Origin of the sequence: Rhodopila globiformis (genome assembly GCF_002937115.1) — a bacterium.
Lineage (GTDB): Bacteria > Pseudomonadota > Alphaproteobacteria > Acetobacterales > Acetobacteraceae > Rhodopila > Rhodopila globiformis.
Genome location: NZ_NHRY01000276.1, coordinates 1 through 19669, shown reverse-complemented (window position 1 = coordinate 19669; position 19669 = coordinate 1). Strand labels below are relative to the sequence as shown.

The window sequence follows — 19669 nt, the reverse complement described above, 5'->3', positions numbered from 1 at the left end:
GTCCCAGCCGTCGGGCAAGCCTCTGGTTTTGTGGTCGTTGCCGAGGTGTGTGCATCCGGTAGGGACACGCCCGGCCATGACGATGGAACGGCGACCTCGCGCCGCGCAATCATCGGCGCCCATCGGCACCCGCGCTTGACCCACGGGCAGACGGGCCGGAAAGTCCCGCGATAAGCAAGAGCGGGAGGGAGCCATGCCGGCACGCAACGGCACGCAGTATCTGGCGGGTCTGCGGCAGCGCAAAACCGAGGTGTGGCTGCGTGGGGAACGCGTGGCCGACGTCACCACGCATTCCGGCCTGGCGAACGGGGCACGCGCCATCGCCTCCCTGTACGATCTGCAAACCGACCCGGCGCAGCGCGCGGCGATGACGTTCACCTGCCCGGACACCGGCGACACGCTGGGCCTGTCGTTCATCATCCCGCGCACGCAGGACGACCTCGTGCGGCGGCGGGAGATGATGCTGCGCTGGGCGCGAACGACCTGCGGCATGATGGGCCGCTCGCCGGACTTCATGAACGTGACGTTTGCCTGCTGGGCGGGTTCGGCGGACTATTTCGGCCGCGGCCGGCCGGAATTCGCCGAGAACATGCGGCGCTACTACCGTTACATCGCCGAAAACGACCTGACGCTGACGCATGCGCTGATCAACCTGCAGCGCAGCCGCAACGTCAGCGGCATGTTCAACCTGCAGGAAGGCACGGCCTTGCAGGTGGTGAAGGAAACCTCGGCCGGGCTGGTGGTGCGCGGCGCGCGGGTGCTGGCGACACTGGGGCCGCTGGCGGACGAGATCGCCGTCTACGCCCCGCGCCTGGCGCAGCACCTGGATCATTACAGCCCGTTCGCGCTGAGCTTCGCCATCCCGTGCGACACGCCCGGCCTGCGCTTCCTCTGCCGCGACAGTTTCGACCAGGGAAAGTCGCATTTCGACCATCCGTTGGGCTCGCGGTTCGAGGAAATGGACAGCATCGTGTTCTTCGACGACGTGCTGGTGCCGTGGGAGCGGGTGTTCATCCACGGCGACGTCGGGCTGCTGAACAACACCGCGGCGGTGACGCATTCCTCGGCGCACAGCGCGCACCAGGGCTGTGCCAAGAACCTGGCGAAATGCGAGCTGGTGCTGGGCGTCGCGCTGCTGATGACCGAGACGCTGGGCAACGGCCACCTGCCGCATGCCGAGGAACGCATCGGCGAGCTGGTGATGTACACCGAACTGATGCGCGCCTGCATGCGCGCCGCCGAGGCGGATGCCGAACCGGACGAATGGGGCGTGATGTGCCCGTCGCAGCTGCCGGCCGAGACGACGCGCAACCTGTTCATGACGGCGTATCCGCGGATGGTGGAGATCCTGCAGCTGCTGGGTTCCTCCAGCCTGATGATCCTGCCGACACAGGCGGATTTCGCCACGCCGCTGCGCGGAGACATCGAGCAGTACCTGGCGACCGACGGCAGCACGGCGCTGGACCGGGTGAAGCTGTTCCACCTGGCCTGGGACATTGCGTGCAGCTCGTTCGGCAGTCGGCAGGTGCTGTATGAGCGCTTCTTCGCCAGCGATCCGCTGACCCGGGCGCGGGCGCTGGCAGGGATGTTCCCGAAGAAGGTGGTCACCGACCGGGTGCTGGACTTCCTGGGGCGGGCGTAACGCTGCGTCGGCGGCTTCGTTGTGGTATCGAGGGCCGTCGCCGCAGGGAGGCAGTGCATGGACCAACTCGACCGTATTACCCAACAGCCAGGCGTCATGGGCGGCAAGGCCTGCATTCGCGGCATGCGTGTCACCGTCGGCATGATCGTCGGCCAGATCGGCGCCGGGCGCTCGATCGAGGAGATCCTGGCAGACTACCCATATCTTGAGCACGAGGACATCCTTCAGGCACTACGCTACGCGGCGTGGCGTGCGGAAGAGCGTGAGGTTGCCATCGCCGGAGCATGAAACTGCTCGTTGACATGAATCTGTCGCCGCGGTGGGTTGGCACGCTGACGGAGGCCGGGACGGAAGCTGTGCATTGGTCCACCGTCGGCGCGCCAGATGCCTCCGATCGGAGATCATGCGGTATGCCGGCACGCATGGTTACGTGGTGCTGACCCACGATCTCGACTTCAGCGCGATCCTCGCAGCGACAGGTGGCGGCGGGCCGAGTGTTGTGCAGATCCGGGCGGAGGACGTCGGTATCGCTGCGATCGGGCTACACATGGTTGCGGCCCTGCGGCAAATGGCGGCCGAACTGGAAGCCGGCGCCCTGTTGACCATCGAGCCGGACCGCATGCGGATCAGGCTTCTACCTTTGCAACGGTCATAGGCTCGCAGCTTGACCCTCCGGCCCTCACGGCCCTACACGCGCGGCATGAGCGAGCCAAGCACCCAAGCCATCGACATCGCCGCGGCCACCCAGCAGGCCGAGGTCCTGGCCCACGCCCTGCCGTTCCTGCGCCGCTACGCCGGGGCGACCGTGGTGGTGAAATACGGCGGCCACGCCATGGGTGAGGAACACCTCGCCCAGCAGTTCGGCAACGACATCGCCCTGCTCAAGCAGGTCGGCATCAACCCGGTGGTGGTGCATGGCGGCGGGCCGCAGATCAACGCCATGCTCAACCGGCTGAAGATCCAGTCCACATTCGTCGATGGGCTGCGCGTTACCGACGCCGCGATGGTCGAGGTGGTGGAGATGGTGCTGGCCGGCACGGTCAACAAATACGTCGCCGGCCTGATCACCCGCGCCGGCGCGCTGGCGGTGGGCATCTGTGGCAAGGACGGCGCCATGATCCGCGCCCGCAAGCTGGCCCGCACCGCGAAGGACCCGGACAGCAACATCGAGAAGGTGCTCGACCTGGGCTTCGTCGGTGAGCCGATCGGCGTTGACGTGCGGGTGATCCATGCGTTGACCGGCGGCGGGCTGGTGCCGGTGATCGCGCCGGTGGGCGTCGGCGCCGATGGCGAGACCTACAACATCAACGCCGACACCGTGGCCGCCGCCGTTGCCGGCGCGCTGAACGCGACGCGGCTGCTGATGTTGACGGACGTGTCGGGCGTGCTCGACAAGGAGAAGAAGCTGATCCAGTCGATGAGCCTGCACGAGGTGCAGGAACGGATCGAGGACGGCACTATCACCGGCGGCATGATCCCGAAGGTGGAGAACTGTGTCGAGGCGGTGCGCCAGGGCGTCAAGGGCGCGGTGATCCTGGATGGCCGCGTGCCGCACGCCTGCCTGCTGGAGTTGTTCACCGAGGCCGGGCCGGGCACGCTGATCCGGCGGTAGGGGCGATCGTTCCTTCTCCCTCGGCTGGGCGTGTTCCCATACGTATACAGGACAAGGCGTAGAAAGGATCAGGCGGCTGGTCCGTTATCTTTCCGTCATGGCCGGGCGTGTCCCGGCCATCTGCGCTTCGACGGCGGGGGGTGGATGGCCGGGACATGCCCGGCCATGACGATGGGGCGCGGACCGCGGCACGGTGCCGCCACCGCTACGGTTCAGAAATGAATAGCCCGCTTGTAGGCGTCCAGCACCGCCTCGTGCATCGTTTCGCTGACCGTGGGATGCGGGAACACCGTGTGCATCAGGTCGGTTTCCGTCGTCTCCAGGGTGCGGGCGATGGTGTAGCCCTGGATCATTTCCGTTACTTCAGCGCCGATCATGTGCGCGCCGAGCAGTTCTCCGGTCCTGGCGTCGAACACGGTCTTGACCATGCCCTCAGGCTCGCCCATCGCGATCGCCTTGCCGTTTCCTATAAAAGGAAACCGGCCGACCTTCAGTTCGTGTCCGGCTTCCCTGGCTTTCGTTTCGGTCAGGCCAACCGAGGCGACCTGCGGGCGGCAATAGGTGCAGCCGGGGATGTTCTGCACGTTGATTGGATGAACGTCGTTCAGGCCGGCGATCTTCTCGACGCAGATCACGCCCTCATGGCTGGCCTTGTGCGCCAGCCAGGGCGGTCCGGTCAGGTCGCCGATGGCATAGACGCCGGGTTCCCCGGTGCGGCAGTATTCGTCGATCACGACGTGCGTGCGATCGACCTTCACGCCGGTGCCTTCCAGGCCGATGTTCTCAACGTTGCCGACGATGCCGACGGCGGAGATCACCCGATCGACGGTGATCTCCCGGGTTTTTCCGCCCGCCTCGACCGTTGCGGCGACGTTGTCCTCGCCCTTCCTGACGCTCTTCACCGAGGCGTTGACCATGATCTTCATGCCCTGCTTCTCGAACGCCTTGTGGGCGAAGGCCGAGATTTCCTCGTCCTCGACCGGCAGGATGCGCGGCAGCAGTTCGACCACCGTCACCTGCGCGCCCATGTTCAGGTAGAAGCTGGCGAATTCGATGCCGATGGCGCCGGAGCCAATGACCAGCAGCGATTTCGGGAAGCTGGCCGGCACCATCGCTTCCTTGTAGGACCAGATCAGCTTGCCGTCGGCCTCGATCCCCGGAAGCTGCCGGGCGCGGGCGCCGGTGGCGAGGATGATGTGCGGCGACTTCAGCGTCGCGACGTCCTTGCCGTCCTTGCTGACTGCCAGCGTCTGCTTGCCGGCCAGCTTGCCGCTGCCGTCGAACACGGTGACCTTATTCTTGCGTAACAGATGCGCCACTCCGGACGAAAGCTGCTTCGCCACCGCGCGCGACCGCTGCACCACCTTGTCGAGATCGAAACGGGATTCCACCGCCGCGAAACCGAAATCCGGCAGGTGATGCAGCAGGTGGTTGATCTCGCTGGTGCGCAACAGCGCCTTGGTCGGGATGCAGCCCCAGTTGAGGCAGATGCCGCCCAGGTGCTCGCGCTCCACCACCGCGGTCTTCATGCCGAGCTGCGCCGCCCGGATCGCGGCCACGTAGCCGCCGGGACCACCGCCGACGACGACCAGATCGAATGCTTGCTCCGCCATGGGACTATCCTTCCGCCAGGGCGAGGAGTGCCTCGCCGCCAAGTTGTCGTGTGTGCCAGTCCTGCATCGTTTCCGCGCCGATGCGCTGGTAGAAATCGATCGAGGGCTGGTTCCAGTTGAGCACGCGCCATTCCAGGCGCGCGCAGTTCTCCGCCACGGCCCGCCGCGCGACGTGGCGCATCAGCGCCAGCCCGATGCCGGCGCCGCGATGCGCGGGCTCGACGAACAGGTCTTCCAGGAAGATGTTGGAACGGGCCTTGAAGGTGCTGAAGGTGTAGTAGAACAGTGCGAGGCCGACGGGTCGTCCATCGGCTTCGGCCAGGATGGCATGGGCGCGGGGCAGGGGGCCGAACAGCGGCTCGCGCAGGTCGTCGTCAGTAACGGTCGTTTCGTGCAGCAGGTGTTCGTACTCCGCCAGCGCGCGGATCAGCCGCACGATTTCCGGCAGATCGGCCGGGGTGGCCGGACGAAGTGTCGCACCATCCGTCATGGCTGTGCGTGTCCCGGCCCCGGCGGGAGGGGCCGGTGCGGCCTCGCTACCGGCCAACAGCGCCGTCCCATCACCCTACAGCAGCAGCCCCAGCGGATCCTCCACCAGCCGCTTGAACGCGCGCAGCCATTGCGCCCCCAGCGCGCCGTCCACCACCCGGTGGTCCACCGAGAGCGTGCAGGTCATCACCGTCGCGATCGCCAGCGCGTCGTTCTTCACCACCGGCCGCTTCTGCCCCGCCGCCACCGCCAGGATCGCCCCCTGCGGCGGGTTGATGACCGCCGCGAACTCGGTCACCCCGAACATGCCCATGTTGGAGATCGAGAACCCACCGCCCTGGAATTCCTCGGGCTTCAGCTTCCCGGCCCGCGCCCGGCCGGCCAGATCCTTCATCTCCCGGCTGATCGTTGCCAGTCCTTTCTGATCCGCTTTCCGAATTATCGGCGTAATCAGCCCGTCCGGGATCGCCACCGCCACGCTGACGTCGACGTCGTCGTAGAAGACCATGCCGTCGTCGGTCCAACTGGCGTTGACCGTCGGCATCTCCCGCAGCGTCGCGGCGGCGGCCTTGATCACCAGGTCGTTGATGGTGATCGCATACGCCCCCGGGCCTTCCTTCGGCGCCTTGGCGTTCAACTGCTTCATCAGGTCGATCAGCGCGTCGATCTCGATGTCCATCGAGACGTAGAAATGCGGGATCGTCGCCTTCGCCTCGCTCAGCCGCCGCGCGATCACCTTCCGCATCGAGGTATGCGGCACCAGCTTGTGCGGCGCCGTGATCGCCGGTGCTGCCGCCTGTCCCAGCGGCGGAGCCGAAGGCGGCGCGACCGCCGGAGCCACGGCCGGCGCGGCAGGCGCACGAGCCTCGGCCGCGGGTGCGACGCCGCCCTTCCGCGCCGCCTCGATATCCGCCCGGATGATCCGTCCGTTCGGCCCGCTGCCCTTCAGGCTGCGCAGGTCGATCCCCGCCTGCCGCGCCATGCGCCGTGCCAGCGGCGAGGCGAAGATGCGCTCGCCCGAGGTGTCATGCCCGTTGCCCGCCGGTGCCGGAGCCTTCGGCCCGGGTGCTGGCTCGGTCTTCGGCGTGGGCGATGCCACCTCCGTTTTCTGCGGCGCCTGCTTCTGTGCGGGTGGCTGCGGCGCCGGGGCTGCGGCCGGCGCGGCCGGCACCGCCTCGCCTTCCTCCACCAGGATGGCAATCGGCTCGTTCACCGCGATGTTGGCCGAGCCGTCGGCAACGAGAATCTTGCCCAGCACGCCCTCGTCGACCGCCTCGACCTCCATGGTCGCCTTGTCGGTTTCGATTTCAGCGATGACGTCGCCGGCCTTGATGCTGTCGCCTTCCTTCTTCAGCCAGCGTGCCAGCGTGCCTTCCGTCATCGTCGGGCTCAGGGCCGGCATCAGGATATTGGTCGCCATGGTCAACGCTCCCCGTCAGATGATCTTCTTCACCGCGTCGATCACCCATTCGGGCTGCGGCAGCGCCAGTTTCTCCAGATTCGCGGCGTAGGGAAGCGGCACGTCAATGCCGTGGACGCGCACCGGCGGGGCGTCCAGCCAGTCGAACGCGTGCTCAATCACCTGCATGGCGATCTCGGCGCCGATGCCGGCGTAGGGCCAGCCTTCCTCCACCGTCACCAGCCGGTTGGTCTTCTTCACGGACGCGACGATCGCGGCGGTGTCCAGCGGGCGCAGGCTGCGCAGGTTGATCACCTCGGCCTCGATCCCCTGTTCCGCCAGTGTCTCGGCCGCCTTCATCGCCACGCCGACCATGATGCTGAAGGCGACGAGGGTGACGTGGCTGCCGGCCCGCTCGATCTTGGCCTTGCCGATGGGGACGATGAAGTCGTCGTCCACCGGGCAGTCGAAGGTGTGGCCGTAGAGGATCTCGTTCTCCAGCACGATCACCGGGTTCGGGTCGCGGATCGCCGCCCGCAGCAACCCCTTGGCGTCGGCCGACGACCACGGCGCCACCACCTTCAGCCCCGGTACGTGCGCGTACCAGCTCGCGTAGCACTGCGAGTGCTGCGCCGCGACGCGGGAAGCGGCACCGTTCGGGCCTCGGAACACGATCGGGCAGCCCATCTGTCCGCCCGACATGTACAGCGTCTTGGCGGCCGAGTTGATGATCTGGTCCATCGCCTGCATGGCGAAATTGAACGTCATGAACTCGACAATCGGCTTCAGCCCGTTCAGCGCCGCGCCGACGGCCAGGCCGGCGAAGCCGTGCTCGGTGATCGGCGTGTCGATGATCCGCTTCGGCCCGAACTCGTCCAGCAGGCCCTGGCTGATCTTGTAGGCGCCCTGGTACTGCGCGACTTCCTCGCCCAGCAGGAAGACGTCGCCGTCGCGCCGCATCTCCAGAGCCATGGCGTCGCGCAGCGCCTCGCGCACCGTGATCGGCTTGGTCGGCCCCCAGTCCTTCTCCGGCGCCGGGGCGGCTTCCAGAGCCGCCGCGCGCTGGCCCTTGGCGCCCTGCTCGGCGATTGCCTTGGCGTCGGCGCCCTCGGCCGCGACCTTCGGCATCGGGGCCTCCGCCTTGGGCGCGGGCGCCGCAACGGCCGAGACATCCTCGCCGTTGCTGGTCAGCATGGCGATCGGGGTGTTCACCGCGACGCCTTCGGTGCCCTCGTCGACCAGGATGCGGGCCAGCTTGCCCTCGTCCACCGCTTCCACTTCCATGGTCGCCTTGTCGGTCTCGATCTCGGCGATGACGTCGCCGGCCTTCACCTCGTCGCCGACGCCTTTCAGCCATTTCGCCAGCTTGCCCTCGGTCATGGTGGGCGACAGGGCCGGCATCAGGATCTGTGTGGCCATCGCTTACGCCTCCAGCAGCACGTCGGTGTAGAGTTCCGAGGGATCCGGCTCCGGGCTGCTCTGCGCGAAGTCGGCGGCGTCCTGGATGGTCGCCTTCACCTCGTCGTCGATCGCCTTGATCGCCTTGTCCTCGACGCCGGCCTCCTCCAGCCGGTGGCGGGCGTTCTCGATGCAGTCGTTCTGCGTGCGCATCATCTGCACTTCTTCCCGCGTGCGGTATTTCGCCGGGTCCGACATCGAGTGGCCGCGGTAGCGGTAGGTCTTCATCTCCAGCAGGAACGGCCCCTTGCCGGCGCGGCAGTGCGCCACCGCCTGGTCGCCGGCCTCCTTCACCGCCAGTACGTCCATGCCGTCCACCTGCATGCCCGGGATGCCCCAAGGCGCGCCGTTCTTCGACAGGTCCTGGCTGGCCGAGGCGCGCTCGACCGAGGTGCCCATGCCGTATTTGTTGTTCTCGATGATGAACACCGTCGGCAGCTTCATCAGCGCCGCCATGTTGAAGCTTTCGTAGACCTGGCCCTGGTTGGAGGCGCCCTCGCCGAAATAGGTCAGCGACACCCGGTCGTTGCCGCGGTACCAGTTGCTGAACGCGAGGCCATTGCCCAGGCTGACCTGCGCGCCGACGATGCCGTGCCCGCCGAAGAAGGCCTTCTCCTTGCTGAACATGTGCATCGAGCCGCCCTTACCGTGCGAATAGCCGCCCGAGCGCCCGGTCAGTTCCGCCATCACGCCGCGCGCCTCCATGCCGGTGGCGAGCATGTGGCCGTGGTCGCGGTAGGAGGTGATGACCTGGTCGCCGTCGGAGATGGCCAACTGCATGCCGACGACGACGGCCTCCTGGCCGATGTAGAGGTGGCAGAATCCGCCAATCAGGCCCATGCCGTAGAGTTGACCGGCCTTCTCCTCGAAGCGGCGGATCAGCAGCATGCTGCGATACGCCTTCAGAAGAAGGTCGTGATCGACGGTCTTTTCCTTCGTCCTGCCGCGCTTTCTCGTTTCAGCCGCTTGCGCCATGGGTGCGTCTCCCGCTCTGGTTGCCGGCTCGCTTCGCTTTGACCTAGCGGCATATAGGCAGGCTCGACAAGCGGTGCAGGTGAGAAAATGCTGTTGATGCAATGCAATAGTTTGAATTAACCGGATTTTGGTTAACCGCTTGCGTGGTCGTGATACCGTCCGGGCAGCCGGTGGCGCGATTTCGCCTCAGGCGGCTGCTGCGACAGAATATTTCGCGCGTCTGGCACAATTCGCAGAGAGCTTGCCGGTTGCTGATTGAACTGTGCGTGGGTGTCACGGTTGCGCCATGCCGGGGTCACGAGGGATCACGTCATGCCGACCCTGTCGCACCGGGCGCCGCGGCCACGGCCATTGTCGCCCCTGCCTGACCGGGTCCGGGGCGTCCGGGGAGCCAGCCTGTGCCGGCGGTGCCGATGCGGCCAGGTCGGGGGCGCATTGCCCTCGGCGTTTCAACACGGAGGGAACGAAGACTCCATGGAGCGCCACGGAGAAGCGTGTCATGGAAACCGCATCGTTTCCTGGAATCAGGCGTGCCCTGGCACGCATAAGCGGGCCTCGGCGCCGCCCTGGGCCCAGGACAACGAAGGCCAGCGCGGCCGGGAGCGATCGTGGCCGATCGCGCCGTCCGGCCGAAGTGAAGTGACCTCCAGCTGCCCCGGGCGCCAAAGCCTTCCTGTTCTACGTCACCAGTTGCAGTATGATCCGCGGCCCGCGGTTGCCACCCCAGCCATGCGCCGGAAGTTCATGGAGCTGCATATGCCGGATGAACGTTTCCATAGCCCGGTCCGACATGGGCCGAGCGCCTGTGAGTGCTGCACCGGCTTCTTTCCAATCGGTCGGCGAACCGCGCTGTCCGCCTTTGCCGGCGGCATCATCACCCTGATCGGCCCTGGTGGAGCGGCCCGGGCACAGACCGCGATGACACCCGACGCCGCGCTTCAGGCGCTGCTCGACGGCAACAAGCGCTTCGTTTCGAAACAGCTGATCTCCTTCCAGGAGGACCTGGCTGTGCTGAAGCAGCAAACGGCCGGCAAGCAGGAGCCTTTCGCGGCGGTGCTGTCGTGCGCCGATTCGCGCGTGCCGGTTGAACTGGTCTTCGACCAGAGTATCGGCAAAGTATTCGTCACCCGCGTCGCCGGCAATGTCGTTACTGCTGAAATCATCGCCAGCCTGGAATACGGCGCGGCCGTGCTGGGGACCAGGACGATCATGGTCCTGGGCCATTCGGGTTGCGGCGCGGTGAAGGCGGCGGTCGAGGGCAAGCCGGTTCCCGGCCAGATCAGCACGCTCTACCGGCTGATCCGCCCGGCGGTCGATCAGGCGAACGGCAACCTGGTTGCCGCGGAAAAGGACAATGCGCTCAACCAGGCGGCCTTGCTGCGTGACTCCTCGCCTGTGCTCAGCGATCTCGTGAGACAGAAGAAGCTGAGCATTACAGCCGGATATTATGATCTCGCCACCGGCATGGTGCAGATGCTGGGGTAGTTCTCCCGGCCGGCTGCCCACGCCGGAACACAGTGCCCGACGCAATCGGTCCCAGCCATCCGGCGTCGGCGCCGTTCCGCACAGGCCGTTCCCGATCTCGACCGCGAGCAGCCCGCACCATCGGCTCAGGGCACGAACACGGTAAAGATGTAGGTCGCCAGCAGCACCAGGTGAACGATGCCCGACAGCAGGTTCGTCCGCCCGGTCCCGTAGGTGATCACCGCGACGATAAACCCCAGCGTCATCAGCACGGTGGCGCCTTCGGTAATGCCAAGCTCGAGCGGCCGGCCGATCCAGGATGCCACCAGCGCCACCGCGGGCACGGTCAGCCCTATCGAGGCGACCCCGCTGCCGAGCGAGAGGTTGATGCTCGCCTGCAGCCGGTTGCGCGCCGCGGCCCGTACCGCGGCCGCCGTCTCCGGCAGCAGCACAATGGCCGCGATAATCACGCCGACGATGGCGGCTGGCGCCCCGGCCGCCTGCACCCCGCCTTCCAGCGCCGGCGCCAGGCTCTTCGCCAGCAGCACGACGGACAGCAGGGCGACCAGCAACAGGCCCAGCGAGGCGATGGTGATCCGCCCGCTCGGCCGGTCATGCGCCAACGTCTCCGCCTCGCCGACCGGCAGGAAATAGACCCGGTGCCAGTTGGTCTGGATGAACAGGAAGGCGACATAGAGCCCAAGACAGGCGGCCGAGACGAACGCCAGTTGCCGCGTCGAATAGAACGGCCCGGGCACCGTAACGAGATGGTTCGGCAGGACCAGGACCAGCACCGACATCGGCAGCAGAACGGCGAGCAGGGCATTCGCCCCCTCGACCCGGAACTCGGCCTCGCGCTGGCGGACCGCGGCGACGACGATGCACAAGCCGGCGAGCCCATGCAGCACCAGCATCACCACCGCATGGATCGAGTCCCGCAGCAGCGCCGGGTTCGGCTCCGCGCCCAGCATCATCGAAATGATCAGGCCCGTCTCGATGACCGTGACCGACAGCGCCAGCACCAGTGTGCCGAACGGCTCGCCCACCCGCAGGGCGACCACCTCGGCATGGTGCACGGCGGCCACCACGTTGCCGAGCAGCGCCACCGCGGGCACCAGCGCCAGCACTTCCAGCCCCACCTTGCCGATGAGGAACCAGATCGCCACGCCGAGCACGGGCAGCAGGATCGTTAGGACGGGGATTCGATCAGTCGGAGCGCCAGCCATGCCCCCAGTCTCCGGCGTCCTCGGCTCGATGGCAATCCGTTATGTCGATCGTCGCCGGCCGCCTGGAATACGGTGCACAGGTACGGTGCACAGGCGGCCGGCCGTGCTGGCCGCTTCGCGCTGTCGTCACGGCGGCCGCAGCGCTCCCAATCGTCATGGCGGCTACCCGGGACAAGCCCTACGGGATGCACACATCTCGGAAACGGTCCGCCGCTGCGTTTCCCTTTCGTCATGGCCCGGCTTGTCCGGGCCACCTATTCCAGCACTTGTGCCGCGACAGGTGGCCCGGACAAGCCGGGCCATGACGATGGGGGAACGCTCTTGGCGCCCAGACAAGCACTTGATTTTACGGTCATTTCCGACTCGTTTCCAGGATGTGTGCATTGCGTAGGGACAAGCCCGGGCACAGGCTCCGGGCCGCCATCAACGCCTTGCGGTGCGGGTATCGGCAGAAGACATAGATGGTGGGCCTGCGCCTACCATGACCGAACGCCAACGACCTCACGCGCGTCGTCCGGTCACATGACCTCACCGTAAAATGAACGTAACTTCGACCGCCGTCCGCGTTCCTGCTGCACAGCGGCAAAGGGGCAGCATTTGGCGGGTGACACAGTCGGCAATGCCGATCAGGCCGATCGGCAGGAGGCAGCCCCGCACGACCGGCGCGACCGCCAGCCAGTGCGAGCCGACCAGCCCGAGCCCAGACCAGGCAAGCCCGCCAACCAGCAGGATCGCAGCGATCACGACGACGACCGCAACGGCGAGCAGAAGCCGAAGCGGCGCTGGCCGCTGATCATCCTCGCCATCGTCGTCGTGGCGGTGGTGATCCTCGCCGTCGTCTACTGGCTGATGACCCGCAACGAGGAAACCACCGACGACGCCTATACGGAAGGCAACGCCACCGCCTTCGCGCCCAAGGTCGCGGGCTACGTCACCCAGCTCAATGTCGACGACAACATGTTCGTCCACAAAGGCGACCTGCTGCTGCGGATCGATCCACGCGACTACATCGCCACGCGCGACCAGGCGCGTGCGGCCCTTGGGCTGGCCAGGGCGCAGCTGTCCAGCGCGCAGGTCGATCTCGAGGTCGCCCGCGTCCGTGCGCCGGCCAACCAGGCGCAGGCGCAGGCGCAGTTGCAGCAGGCCAAGGCCAACCAGGTGCAGGCGGAGCGTGACTACAAACGCCAGCACAGCGTCGATCCACGCGCGACGACGCAGACCAGCATCGACCAGGCCAACGCGCAGATGCTGTCCGCCAACGCCGCGGTCAGCAATGCCGACGCCCAGGTGAAGATCGCCTCCCTGGTGCAGCAGACCATCCAGGCCGTCGAGGACACGGTCAAACAGCGCGACGCCCAGGTGCGCCAGGCCGAGGCCAACCTGGAGCAGGCCGAGGTCAACCTGTCCTACACCAACCTGACCGCGCCGACCGACGGCACCATCACGCGGCGCAACGTCGATCTCGGCACCTTCCTCCAGCCCGGGCAGCAGGTGTTCTACATCGTGCAGCCCGAGGTCTGGGTGACCGCCAATTTCAAGGAGACCCAGCTGGCCGACATCCATCCCGGCGAGCCGGTGTCGATCAGCGTCGATGCCTACCCAAGCCTGAACCTGCGCGGCCACGTGGACAGCATCCAGCAAGGCAGCGGCGCGCGGTTCTCGGCGTTCCCGGCCGAGAACGCCACCGGCAACTTCGTCAAGATCGTCCGCCGCGTGCCGGTGAAGATCATCATCGACCACGGGCTGGCGCCCCGCCAGACCCTGCCGCTCGGCCTGTCGGTGGAGCCGACGGTGACGGTGACGCCGCAATGAGCGGCGCGCAGCAGCGCTGGCAGCCGAACGCGAACCCCTGGGTGGTCGCCGTCGCGGTGACGCTCGCGGCCTTCATGGAGGTGCTGGACACCACAATCGTGAACGTTTCTTTGCCGCACATCGCCGGCAGCCTGTCGGTCAGTTCCGACGAGGCGGCCTGGGCGCTGACCACGTACCTGGTCGCCAACGGCATCGTGCTGACCATCTCGGGCGCGCTCAGCCGCCGCATCGGCCGGAAGCGCTATTTCCTGATCTGCATCGGCGCCTTCACCGCGGCCTCGTTTGCCTGCGGCACGGCTGACCGGTTCACGGAACTGCTGCTGTTCCGCGCGCTGCAAGGGTTCTTCGGCGGCGGGCTGCAGCCGACGCAGCAGTCGATCATCCTCGACTACTTTCCGCCGGAGAAACGTCAGCAGGCGTTCTCGCTGACCGCCATCGCGATCATCATCGCGCCTGTCGTGGGGCCGGTGCTCGGCGGCTACCTGACCGAAACCTACAGCTGGCACCTGATCTTCCTGATCAATATCCCGGTCGGCATCCTGACCTTCTTCGGCGTGATGCAACTGGTCGAGGACCCGCCGCTGGTGCAGCAGGAGAAGCGCACGGCGCCGCCGTTCGACTATATCGGCGTCGGATTCATCGCGCTCGCCCTGGGCTGCCTGGAAGTCGGCGTGGACCGTGGCGAGGACTACGACTGGCTGGGCTCGACCTTCATCCGCGTCACCCTGCTGCTGTCGCTGTGCGGCTTCGTCTTCGGCACCTTCTACCTGCTGTATGCCCGCAACCCGGTGGTCAACCTGCGGGTGTTCAAGGACCGCAACCTTGCGATGGGCACGATCCAGATCGGCATCATGGGGTTCGTGCTCTACGCCAGCGCGGTGCTGATCCCGCAGTTCGCGCAGATTCAGCTTGGCTATACCGCCACCTGGGCGGGGCTGGTGCTGGCGCCGGGCGCCGTCCTGCTGGCGATGCTGATCCCGGTGACCGGGCGGATCATGAACTACGTGCCGACCAAATACATCATTGCGGCGGGCGGCCTGTCGCTCGGGATGGCGCTGCTGTATTCGACGAACCTGGTGCCGCAACTGGATTTCTTCCACCTGGTGCTGTACCGCGCGGCGCAGACGGCCGGGCTGGCGCTGCTGTTCGTGCCGATCAGCACGCTTGCGTATGCCACTGTGACACCACGGCTGAATGGTGACGCGACCGCCCTGTTCACCTCGGCGCGCAACGTGTTCGGCGGCGTCGGCATCTCGATCTCGACTGCGATGGTGACCCAGTATTCGCAGAGCAGCCAGGCGCACATGGTCCGCAACCTCGGCCCGACCAGCCAGCCGTACAACGTTCTTCTTCAGCAGACGCAGCAGGGACTGGTCGACATTGGCCACTCGGCGGCGCAGGCGGCCCAGATGGCGCCAGGGCAGGTGTTCCAGACGCTGCAGCAGCAATCCGCCATACTGGCCTACAACGACGTTTTCGCGCTGACGGCGCTGGGGGCGTTCATCATGATCCCGACCGCCCTGCTGATGTCGGAGATGAAGACGTCATCGCGCGGCGGAGGCCACTGAATGCGCCGGGCCATCGCCTGCGCTCTGGCCCTGGGCCTGTCCGCCTGCACGGTCGGCCCGGATTTCGTTCCGCCGAAGGCGCCCAGCATCGCCAGTTGGAGGGATCCGTCGGCGCACCGCACCCGCGCACCGGTCACCCCGCAGTCCAATCCCGACCCGGCATGGTGGCAGGGCTTCCACGATCCCGTCCTGACGCGGCTGATCAATCGGGCCATCAGCGGCAACCTGGATTTGCAGCAGGCGGTGCTGCGCGTGGTGGAATCGCGCCAGGGCGAGGTCGCCGCCCGCGCCGCCGGCCTGCCCTCCGTCAACGGCAGCGGCAGCTACATGCGCGAGCAGCTTGGGCTGCGCGGCCTGCTGCTGTCACAGGGCACCTATGGCCAGGCAGAGGCTCTCGGCGCGCCCGGGTCGCCGCTGAACACGTTCAGCCCGGGCCTCGGCACCCGCGCCGCCTCCTCGATCATCGGCGCGCTGAACCAGTTTGGCCAGCCGGTGAACCTGTTCCAGTACGGGCTGAACTCGTCCTGGGAACTCGACCTGTTCGGCCGGGTGCGGCGTTCGGAGGAACAGGCGCGCGCCAGCACCGAGGCGCAGATCGAGGCCACCAACGACGCGCTGGTGATGCTGGAAGGGCAGGTGGCACAGGCGTATATACAGTTGCGTGGCGCCCAGGCGTTGACCACCAGCCAGGTGCAGAACATCCGCGTCGCGCAGGAAGCTTATGACCTGACGCGCATGCGGCAGCGCCAGGGCCTGACGACGGAACTGGACGTCGACCAGGCGACCACCCAGCTCGCCAACTTCCAGTCGCAGTTGCCGGGCTACGAGAAGCAGAGCGAGCAGGCGATGAACCGCCTGAGCGTGCTCGTCGGCGAGCCGCCCGGCACGCTTGACGCGACCCTCGGCCGCGTCGCGCCGCTGCCGAAACTGCCGGCGGTGATCGGCATCGGCATCCCCTCCACGCTGGCGCGGCGGCGTCCCGATATCCGCCAGGCCGAGGCGCAACTGCACGCGGCCACCGCCAATGTCGGGGTCGCCACCGCCAGCTTCTACCCGGATGTGTCGCTGACCGGCAGTTTCGGGCTGCGGGCGCTGGACGGCGCCTACCTGACCAACTGGGCGAGCAGTTTCTATTCGTTCGGCCCCAGCATCTCGCTGCCGATTTTCCAGGGCGGCCAGCTGACCGCCAACCTGCGCCTGGCCCGCGCCCAGGAAGCGCAGGCGGCGCTGGCCTATCGCAGCACGGTGCTGAACGCCTTGCAGGAAGTCGAGGACGCCCTGGTCGCCTACCGCACCGACCGGGCGGCCCGCAACCGCATCCGCGTGGCGGTGAAATCGGCGCAAACGACGCAATACCTGGCGCGCGATCGTTATTCCCACGGCCTGGCTGACTTCATCGAGGTGCTGGACGCGCAGCGCACGCTGACCGCCACGCGCCAGCAACTGGTGCAGGCGGATGTCGCGCTGAGCAACGATGTCGTGGGGCTGTACAACGCGCTGGGGGGCGGCTGGCAGGAGGACAGTGCCGACATCAACGCCCCGGCCGTCGCCACCAGGCCGCCGGTCGTGCCCGCGGCCCTGGACAGCGTGGCCGCGACGCCGCCACAGTAGAATGTCCCATGCCGGGCGGTTCTGCCGGGATTTCGCTCTACCGGATGCGGGGGCCTGGAAACGATCCGCTGCAGCCGTGGCTCATACTGTCATGGCCGGTGCTGGTTTCACCGACAGCAATCAAGCGAACACGGAGTTCCACGGTGTTTGCACGGAGTTGCGCAGAGAAAGCGGATACTGCGCTTTGCGCGAAGCGCGGGGGATCATCGGACGCCGCCAATGGGGCGACCATGCTGCGGGCGTCCCGAAAAACTCTGCGGAATTCCGTGCGAACGCAGTGTAATACGGCACCCGAGAAACGTTGGTCGTTTTCCCGCGACTGCGGGTACCGCCTGCGTTGGCCTGAGGAGCGAGGGATCCGGTAATTTTCCCCGGAAACCGTATCATGCCATCGATCGCGGCAGGCGGCGGCCTGATGGCCATGAACTTGGCGTCCTGGCGCTTTATCGGTCGAACCAACCCCACCAGCCACCGATGTTGCGCCCCCATCATCGCCGGGTACGGTTGCGCCGTTCCCGTTCAACGCCAAGACGCCGCGATACCGGAGCACCCGTCGCCGTCCGGCCGGATGGCGGCCTGCCATACGGTTCCCGCAAACGCTTGTGCATCTTTGCGTATGCAACAAAAACGGATGAAGGCAAGATACAGCATATCGCAGGGAGGTTGGGACGGCCCGACGGCGCGCCTGCGCCCGCCATGACAACAAGGTAACGACTTTGTGTCCCAACCGACCTGCGGTTTGCTGTCGTCAGCGGAAATGACTCTGCCTCAGCCATGGCGTGCAAATTCTGATGATCGTCTGTCGTATCATACCCGCGCCGGTTGCACGACGCCTGCTGGAGAGTTACGGTTCGTTAACCGAATCTCTCCGAAGAGGGCCGTTATGCCCGCGTGCCGTGCTGTTTACGCCTATCCTGCGCCCGCTGCCGCTGTCACCGGTTCGCGCCCTCCTGATCGTCCCGATGCCGGAGCCATCCATACGCAGGTAACAACCGAGGCCCCAACATGTCGATAAAGCGCAGAAACGAGGCATATCGGCATCGCCTGCCCTGGGCCGTGGCAGCGGCGGTGGCAGCGTCATTGTGCGGCGGTGCCGCGACGGCACGGACGCCGATCGGCGGGCCGGACACGGGGGCCAGCCCGCCGCCGCCGCTTACGGCGGCATTCGCGCCGACAGACGCCAGTTCGCCGCCAGCCTCGGACCGCACGCCGCCTGAGGCCGCCCCATCGTCCCGGGCGACGCAGGCCCCCGATACCGCGCACGGCATCAGGACCGCCGACTCCAGCCCCGACGTGCTGGCCGGGCCAAATCCGGGTTCGGATCTGCTGGCCGGACCGCCGCCCGACGACATCCGCCCCTCCACCCCGGCCTCGGACCCCGGCCCGGGGACCGAGGTGGTCACCCTGGTCCAGGCCAGGGTTGCCGACACCGCTCAGCTCGAAGCGGCCGATACCCGTGTCAGCCTGTTCGGCATCGAGGGCTTCACCGGCGAGCCGGCCAGGCAGATGCAGGACTTCCTCGCCACCGAGGGCGACCTGGTCACCTGCCGTCCGCGGAGCGCCGCCGGTTTCGTCTGCCGGACGCCGGACGGCAGCGACGTCGCGCAGATGGCGCTGGTCAACGGCGCGGCCCGCGTCACCGCCGAGGCGCCGGACTCCTATCGCGAGCAGGAACAGGCCGCCCAGGCGGCGCGGCGCGGGATCTGGGCCACCCTGCCGCCACCGCCCGACACGCTCGTGCATCCGGTCGTGCGCGACACCGCTACGTTGCTGGCCAACGACCGGGCCTATGGGCTGGACGGAATCGTCGGGCTCGGCGGCGATTATGCCAGCCAATTGCAGGACTATATCGCCGCCCACGGCGACACCCTGACCTGCTCGCCGCAGGGCGGGTCGGACCGCTGGGCCTGCGTGCTGCCCGACGGCACCGATGTCGCCATGGTCGCCCTGGCGAACGGCGCGGCGCGGGTCACGCAGGACTCGCCCGACGCCTACTGGCAGCAGCAGGCCGACGCCATCAACAACCGCCGCGGCTACTGGCTCAGCGTTGCGGACTCCGTCCGGATCGTGGCGCCGCCTCCGCCGGACCCGGCACCCTATCCCTATGGGCTGCCGCCCGGGGACGATGGCGTCGACGGAATCCGCTATGTCGCCGGCGCGCCGGTGGCGGTGATCGACACCGCGCCGGTGTTCCTGGTGTTCGCCGCCGGCCTCGGCTGGGGATACTACGACCACTTCCATCACTGGCGGCCGGCGCCGGAGCCCTATCGCATCCATATGGAGCGCTTCCATCCCGAAGCCCGCGGCCTGCCGGGCTATCGGAACAGCGCCTGGCGTCCGGGCTTCGGCCCCGGCCCGGCCGGCTCTGGCCCGCCGCGGCATGCTGGTCCGCCCGAGGCCTGGGCCCACCCGCGCCCGGCCGGCGCCCCTCCGGGCTGGCATCTCTTGCCAGGCGGGTGGGTGCATGCCGTTGCACCCGGGGCCGGGCCGGTCTTCCATGGCGGGGCGCCCGGAGCCGGTGTCCATCCCGGCGCGTCCGGTCCGGCTCCGGCAAGCCACGCCAATCCCTCGGCATCGAATTTCCACTCCGCGCCGATGCGCCGGCCCGAGCCGCCGGGATCAGGCTTCCGGACCGGCCTGACCGGTCCCGGCACGTGGAGCCACGCCGGCCAAGGCGGCGGGTTCCATCCCGGCGCGCCGCCGGCCATGCACCCCAGTCCGCCGGTCACGCACGCGGCCTCGCCCATGTCCCACGGCAGCCCTTCCTCCGGGCGCAGGCTCGACGAAACCCATCGCCGGT

At 67.4% G+C, this 19669-nt stretch carries 13 protein-coding genes and 2 pseudogenes; 9 read left to right on the top strand and 6 right to left on the bottom strand.

Going from position 1 to position 19669, the window contains the following annotated elements:
• Positions 1-193: 193 nt before the first annotated feature.
• The 4 genes and pseudogenes from hpaB to argB all read left to right on the top strand — a co-directional run bounded on the left by hpaB (position 194) and on the right by argB (position 3254).
• Positions 194-1642 (top strand): 4-hydroxyphenylacetate 3-monooxygenase, oxygenase component, encoded by a 1449-nt coding sequence (hpaB, locus tag CCS01_RS31760; protein ID WP_104523209.1) that lies wholly within the window; start codon positions 194-196, stop codon positions 1640-1642.
• Positions 1643-1699: 57 nt separating this feature from the next.
• Positions 1700-1930, top strand: coding sequence for a DUF433 domain-containing protein (locus CCS01_RS31755; RefSeq protein WP_104523207.1), 231 nt, complete (start codon positions 1700-1702; stop codon positions 1928-1930).
• Positions 1927-2297: pseudogene (locus tag CCS01_RS31750) on the top strand (DUF5615 family PIN-like protein). The gene CCS01_RS31755 and the pseudogene CCS01_RS31750 overlap by 4 nt, the downstream one beginning before the upstream one ends.
• Positions 2298-2342: 45 nt before the next feature.
• Complete coding sequence (gene argB, locus CCS01_RS31745) at positions 2343-3254, top strand: acetylglutamate kinase (RefSeq protein ID WP_104523205.1); 912 nt, start codon at positions 2343-2345, stop codon at positions 3252-3254.
• A 212-nt stretch (positions 3255-3466) separates the two neighbouring features.
• Here the strand turns inward: argB and lpdA are convergent, their stop codons facing one another.
• The 5 genes from lpdA to pdhA all read right to left on the bottom strand — a co-directional run bounded on the left by lpdA (position 3467) and on the right by pdhA (position 9188).
• Positions 3467-4867, bottom strand: a complete 1401-nt coding sequence (gene lpdA, locus CCS01_RS31740; RefSeq protein WP_104523203.1) for a dihydrolipoyl dehydrogenase — start codon at positions 4865-4867, stop codon at positions 3467-3469.
• A 4-nt stretch (positions 4868-4871) separates the two neighbouring features.
• Positions 4872-5357 (bottom strand): GNAT family N-acetyltransferase, encoded by a 486-nt coding sequence (locus CCS01_RS31735; protein WP_104523201.1) that lies wholly within the window; start codon positions 5355-5357, stop codon positions 4872-4874.
• A 75-nt stretch (positions 5358-5432) separates the two neighbouring features.
• Positions 5433-6776, bottom strand: coding sequence for a pyruvate dehydrogenase complex dihydrolipoamide acetyltransferase (locus tag CCS01_RS31730; protein WP_104523199.1), 1344 nt, complete (start codon positions 6774-6776; stop codon positions 5433-5435).
• A gap of 15 nt (positions 6777-6791) precedes the next feature.
• Positions 6792-8174, bottom strand: coding sequence for a pyruvate dehydrogenase complex E1 component subunit beta (locus CCS01_RS31725; RefSeq protein WP_104523197.1), 1383 nt, complete (start codon positions 8172-8174; stop codon positions 6792-6794).
• A gap of 3 nt (positions 8175-8177) precedes the next feature.
• Positions 8178-9188: a pyruvate dehydrogenase (acetyl-transferring) E1 component subunit alpha gene (gene pdhA, locus CCS01_RS31720; protein WP_104523195.1), complete on the bottom strand. Its 1011-nt coding sequence runs from the start codon at positions 9186-9188 to the stop codon at positions 8178-8180.
• A gap of 351 nt (positions 9189-9539) precedes the next feature.
• Here pdhA and CCS01_RS34870 point away from each other — a divergent pair, with 351 nt between their 5' ends.
• The gene (locus CCS01_RS34870; protein WP_204848495.1) at positions 9540-10673 is read left to right on the top strand and encodes a carbonic anhydrase; all 1134 of its coding nucleotides are present in this window, start codon (positions 9540-9542) and stop codon (positions 10671-10673) included.
• Positions 10674-10798: 125 nt separating this feature from the next.
• Here CCS01_RS34870 and CCS01_RS31710 read toward each other — a convergent pair whose 3' ends face one another.
• On the bottom strand, positions 10799-11878 hold the full coding sequence (locus tag CCS01_RS31710; RefSeq protein WP_104523193.1) for a calcium:proton antiporter: 1080 nt from the start codon (positions 11876-11878) through the stop codon (positions 10799-10801).
• A 597-nt stretch (positions 11879-12475) separates the two neighbouring features.
• On the opposite strand from CCS01_RS31710, the gene CCS01_RS31705 reads away from it, so the two are divergent.
• From CCS01_RS31705 to CCS01_RS31690, 4 genes and pseudogenes are all read left to right on the top strand, one after another.
• Positions 12476-13690: an HlyD family secretion protein gene (locus CCS01_RS31705; protein WP_239992473.1), complete on the top strand. Its 1215-nt coding sequence runs from the start codon at positions 12476-12478 to the stop codon at positions 13688-13690.
• A complete protein-coding gene (locus CCS01_RS31700; protein ID WP_104523191.1) occupies positions 13687-15258 on the top strand; it encodes a DHA2 family efflux MFS transporter permease subunit in 1572 nt (523 codons plus the stop codon). The genes CCS01_RS31705 and CCS01_RS31700 overlap by 4 nt, the downstream gene beginning before the upstream one ends.
• On the top strand, positions 15259-16869 hold the full coding sequence (locus CCS01_RS31695; protein ID WP_104523189.1) for an efflux transporter outer membrane subunit: 1611 nt from the start codon (positions 15259-15261) through the stop codon (positions 16867-16869).
• A gap of 1005 nt (positions 16870-17874) precedes the next feature.
• Positions 17875-19669 (top strand): annotated as a pseudogene (locus tag CCS01_RS31690) (hypothetical protein); the annotation flags it as partial.

Excerpts from the sequence above, each read along its gene's own strand:
- hpaB (WP_104523209.1), top strand. The coding sequence starts at position 194 with ATGCCGGCACGCAACGGCACGCAGTATCTGGCGGGTCTGCGGCAGCGC.
- CCS01_RS31755 (WP_104523207.1), top strand. The coding sequence starts at position 1,700 with ATGGACCAACTCGACCGTATTACCCAACAGCCAGGCGTCATGGGCGGC.
- argB (WP_104523205.1), top strand. The coding sequence starts at position 2,343 with ATGAGCGAGCCAAGCACCCAAGCCATCGACATCGCCGCGGCCACCCAG.
- lpdA (WP_104523203.1), bottom strand. The coding sequence starts at position 4,867 with ATGGCGGAGCAAGCATTCGATCTGGTCGTCGTCGGCGGTGGTCCCGGC.
- CCS01_RS31735 (WP_104523201.1), bottom strand. The coding sequence starts at position 5,357 with ATGACGGATGGTGCGACACTTCGTCCGGCCACCCCGGCCGATCTGCCG.
- CCS01_RS31730 (WP_104523199.1), bottom strand. The coding sequence starts at position 6,776 with ATGGCGACCAATATCCTGATGCCGGCCCTGAGCCCGACGATGACGGAA.
- CCS01_RS31725 (WP_104523197.1), bottom strand. The coding sequence starts at position 8,174 with ATGGCCACACAGATCCTGATGCCGGCCCTGTCGCCCACCATGACCGAG.
- pdhA (WP_104523195.1), bottom strand. The coding sequence starts at position 9,188 with ATGGCGCAAGCGGCTGAAACGAGAAAGCGCGGCAGGACGAAGGAAAAG.
- CCS01_RS31710 (WP_104523193.1), bottom strand. The coding sequence starts at position 11,878 with ATGGCTGGCGCTCCGACTGATCGAATCCCCGTCCTAACGATCCTGCTG.
- CCS01_RS31700 (WP_104523191.1), top strand. The coding sequence starts at position 13,687 with ATGAGCGGCGCGCAGCAGCGCTGGCAGCCGAACGCGAACCCCTGGGTG.
- CCS01_RS31695 (WP_104523189.1), top strand. The coding sequence starts at position 15,259 with ATGCGCCGGGCCATCGCCTGCGCTCTGGCCCTGGGCCTGTCCGCCTGC.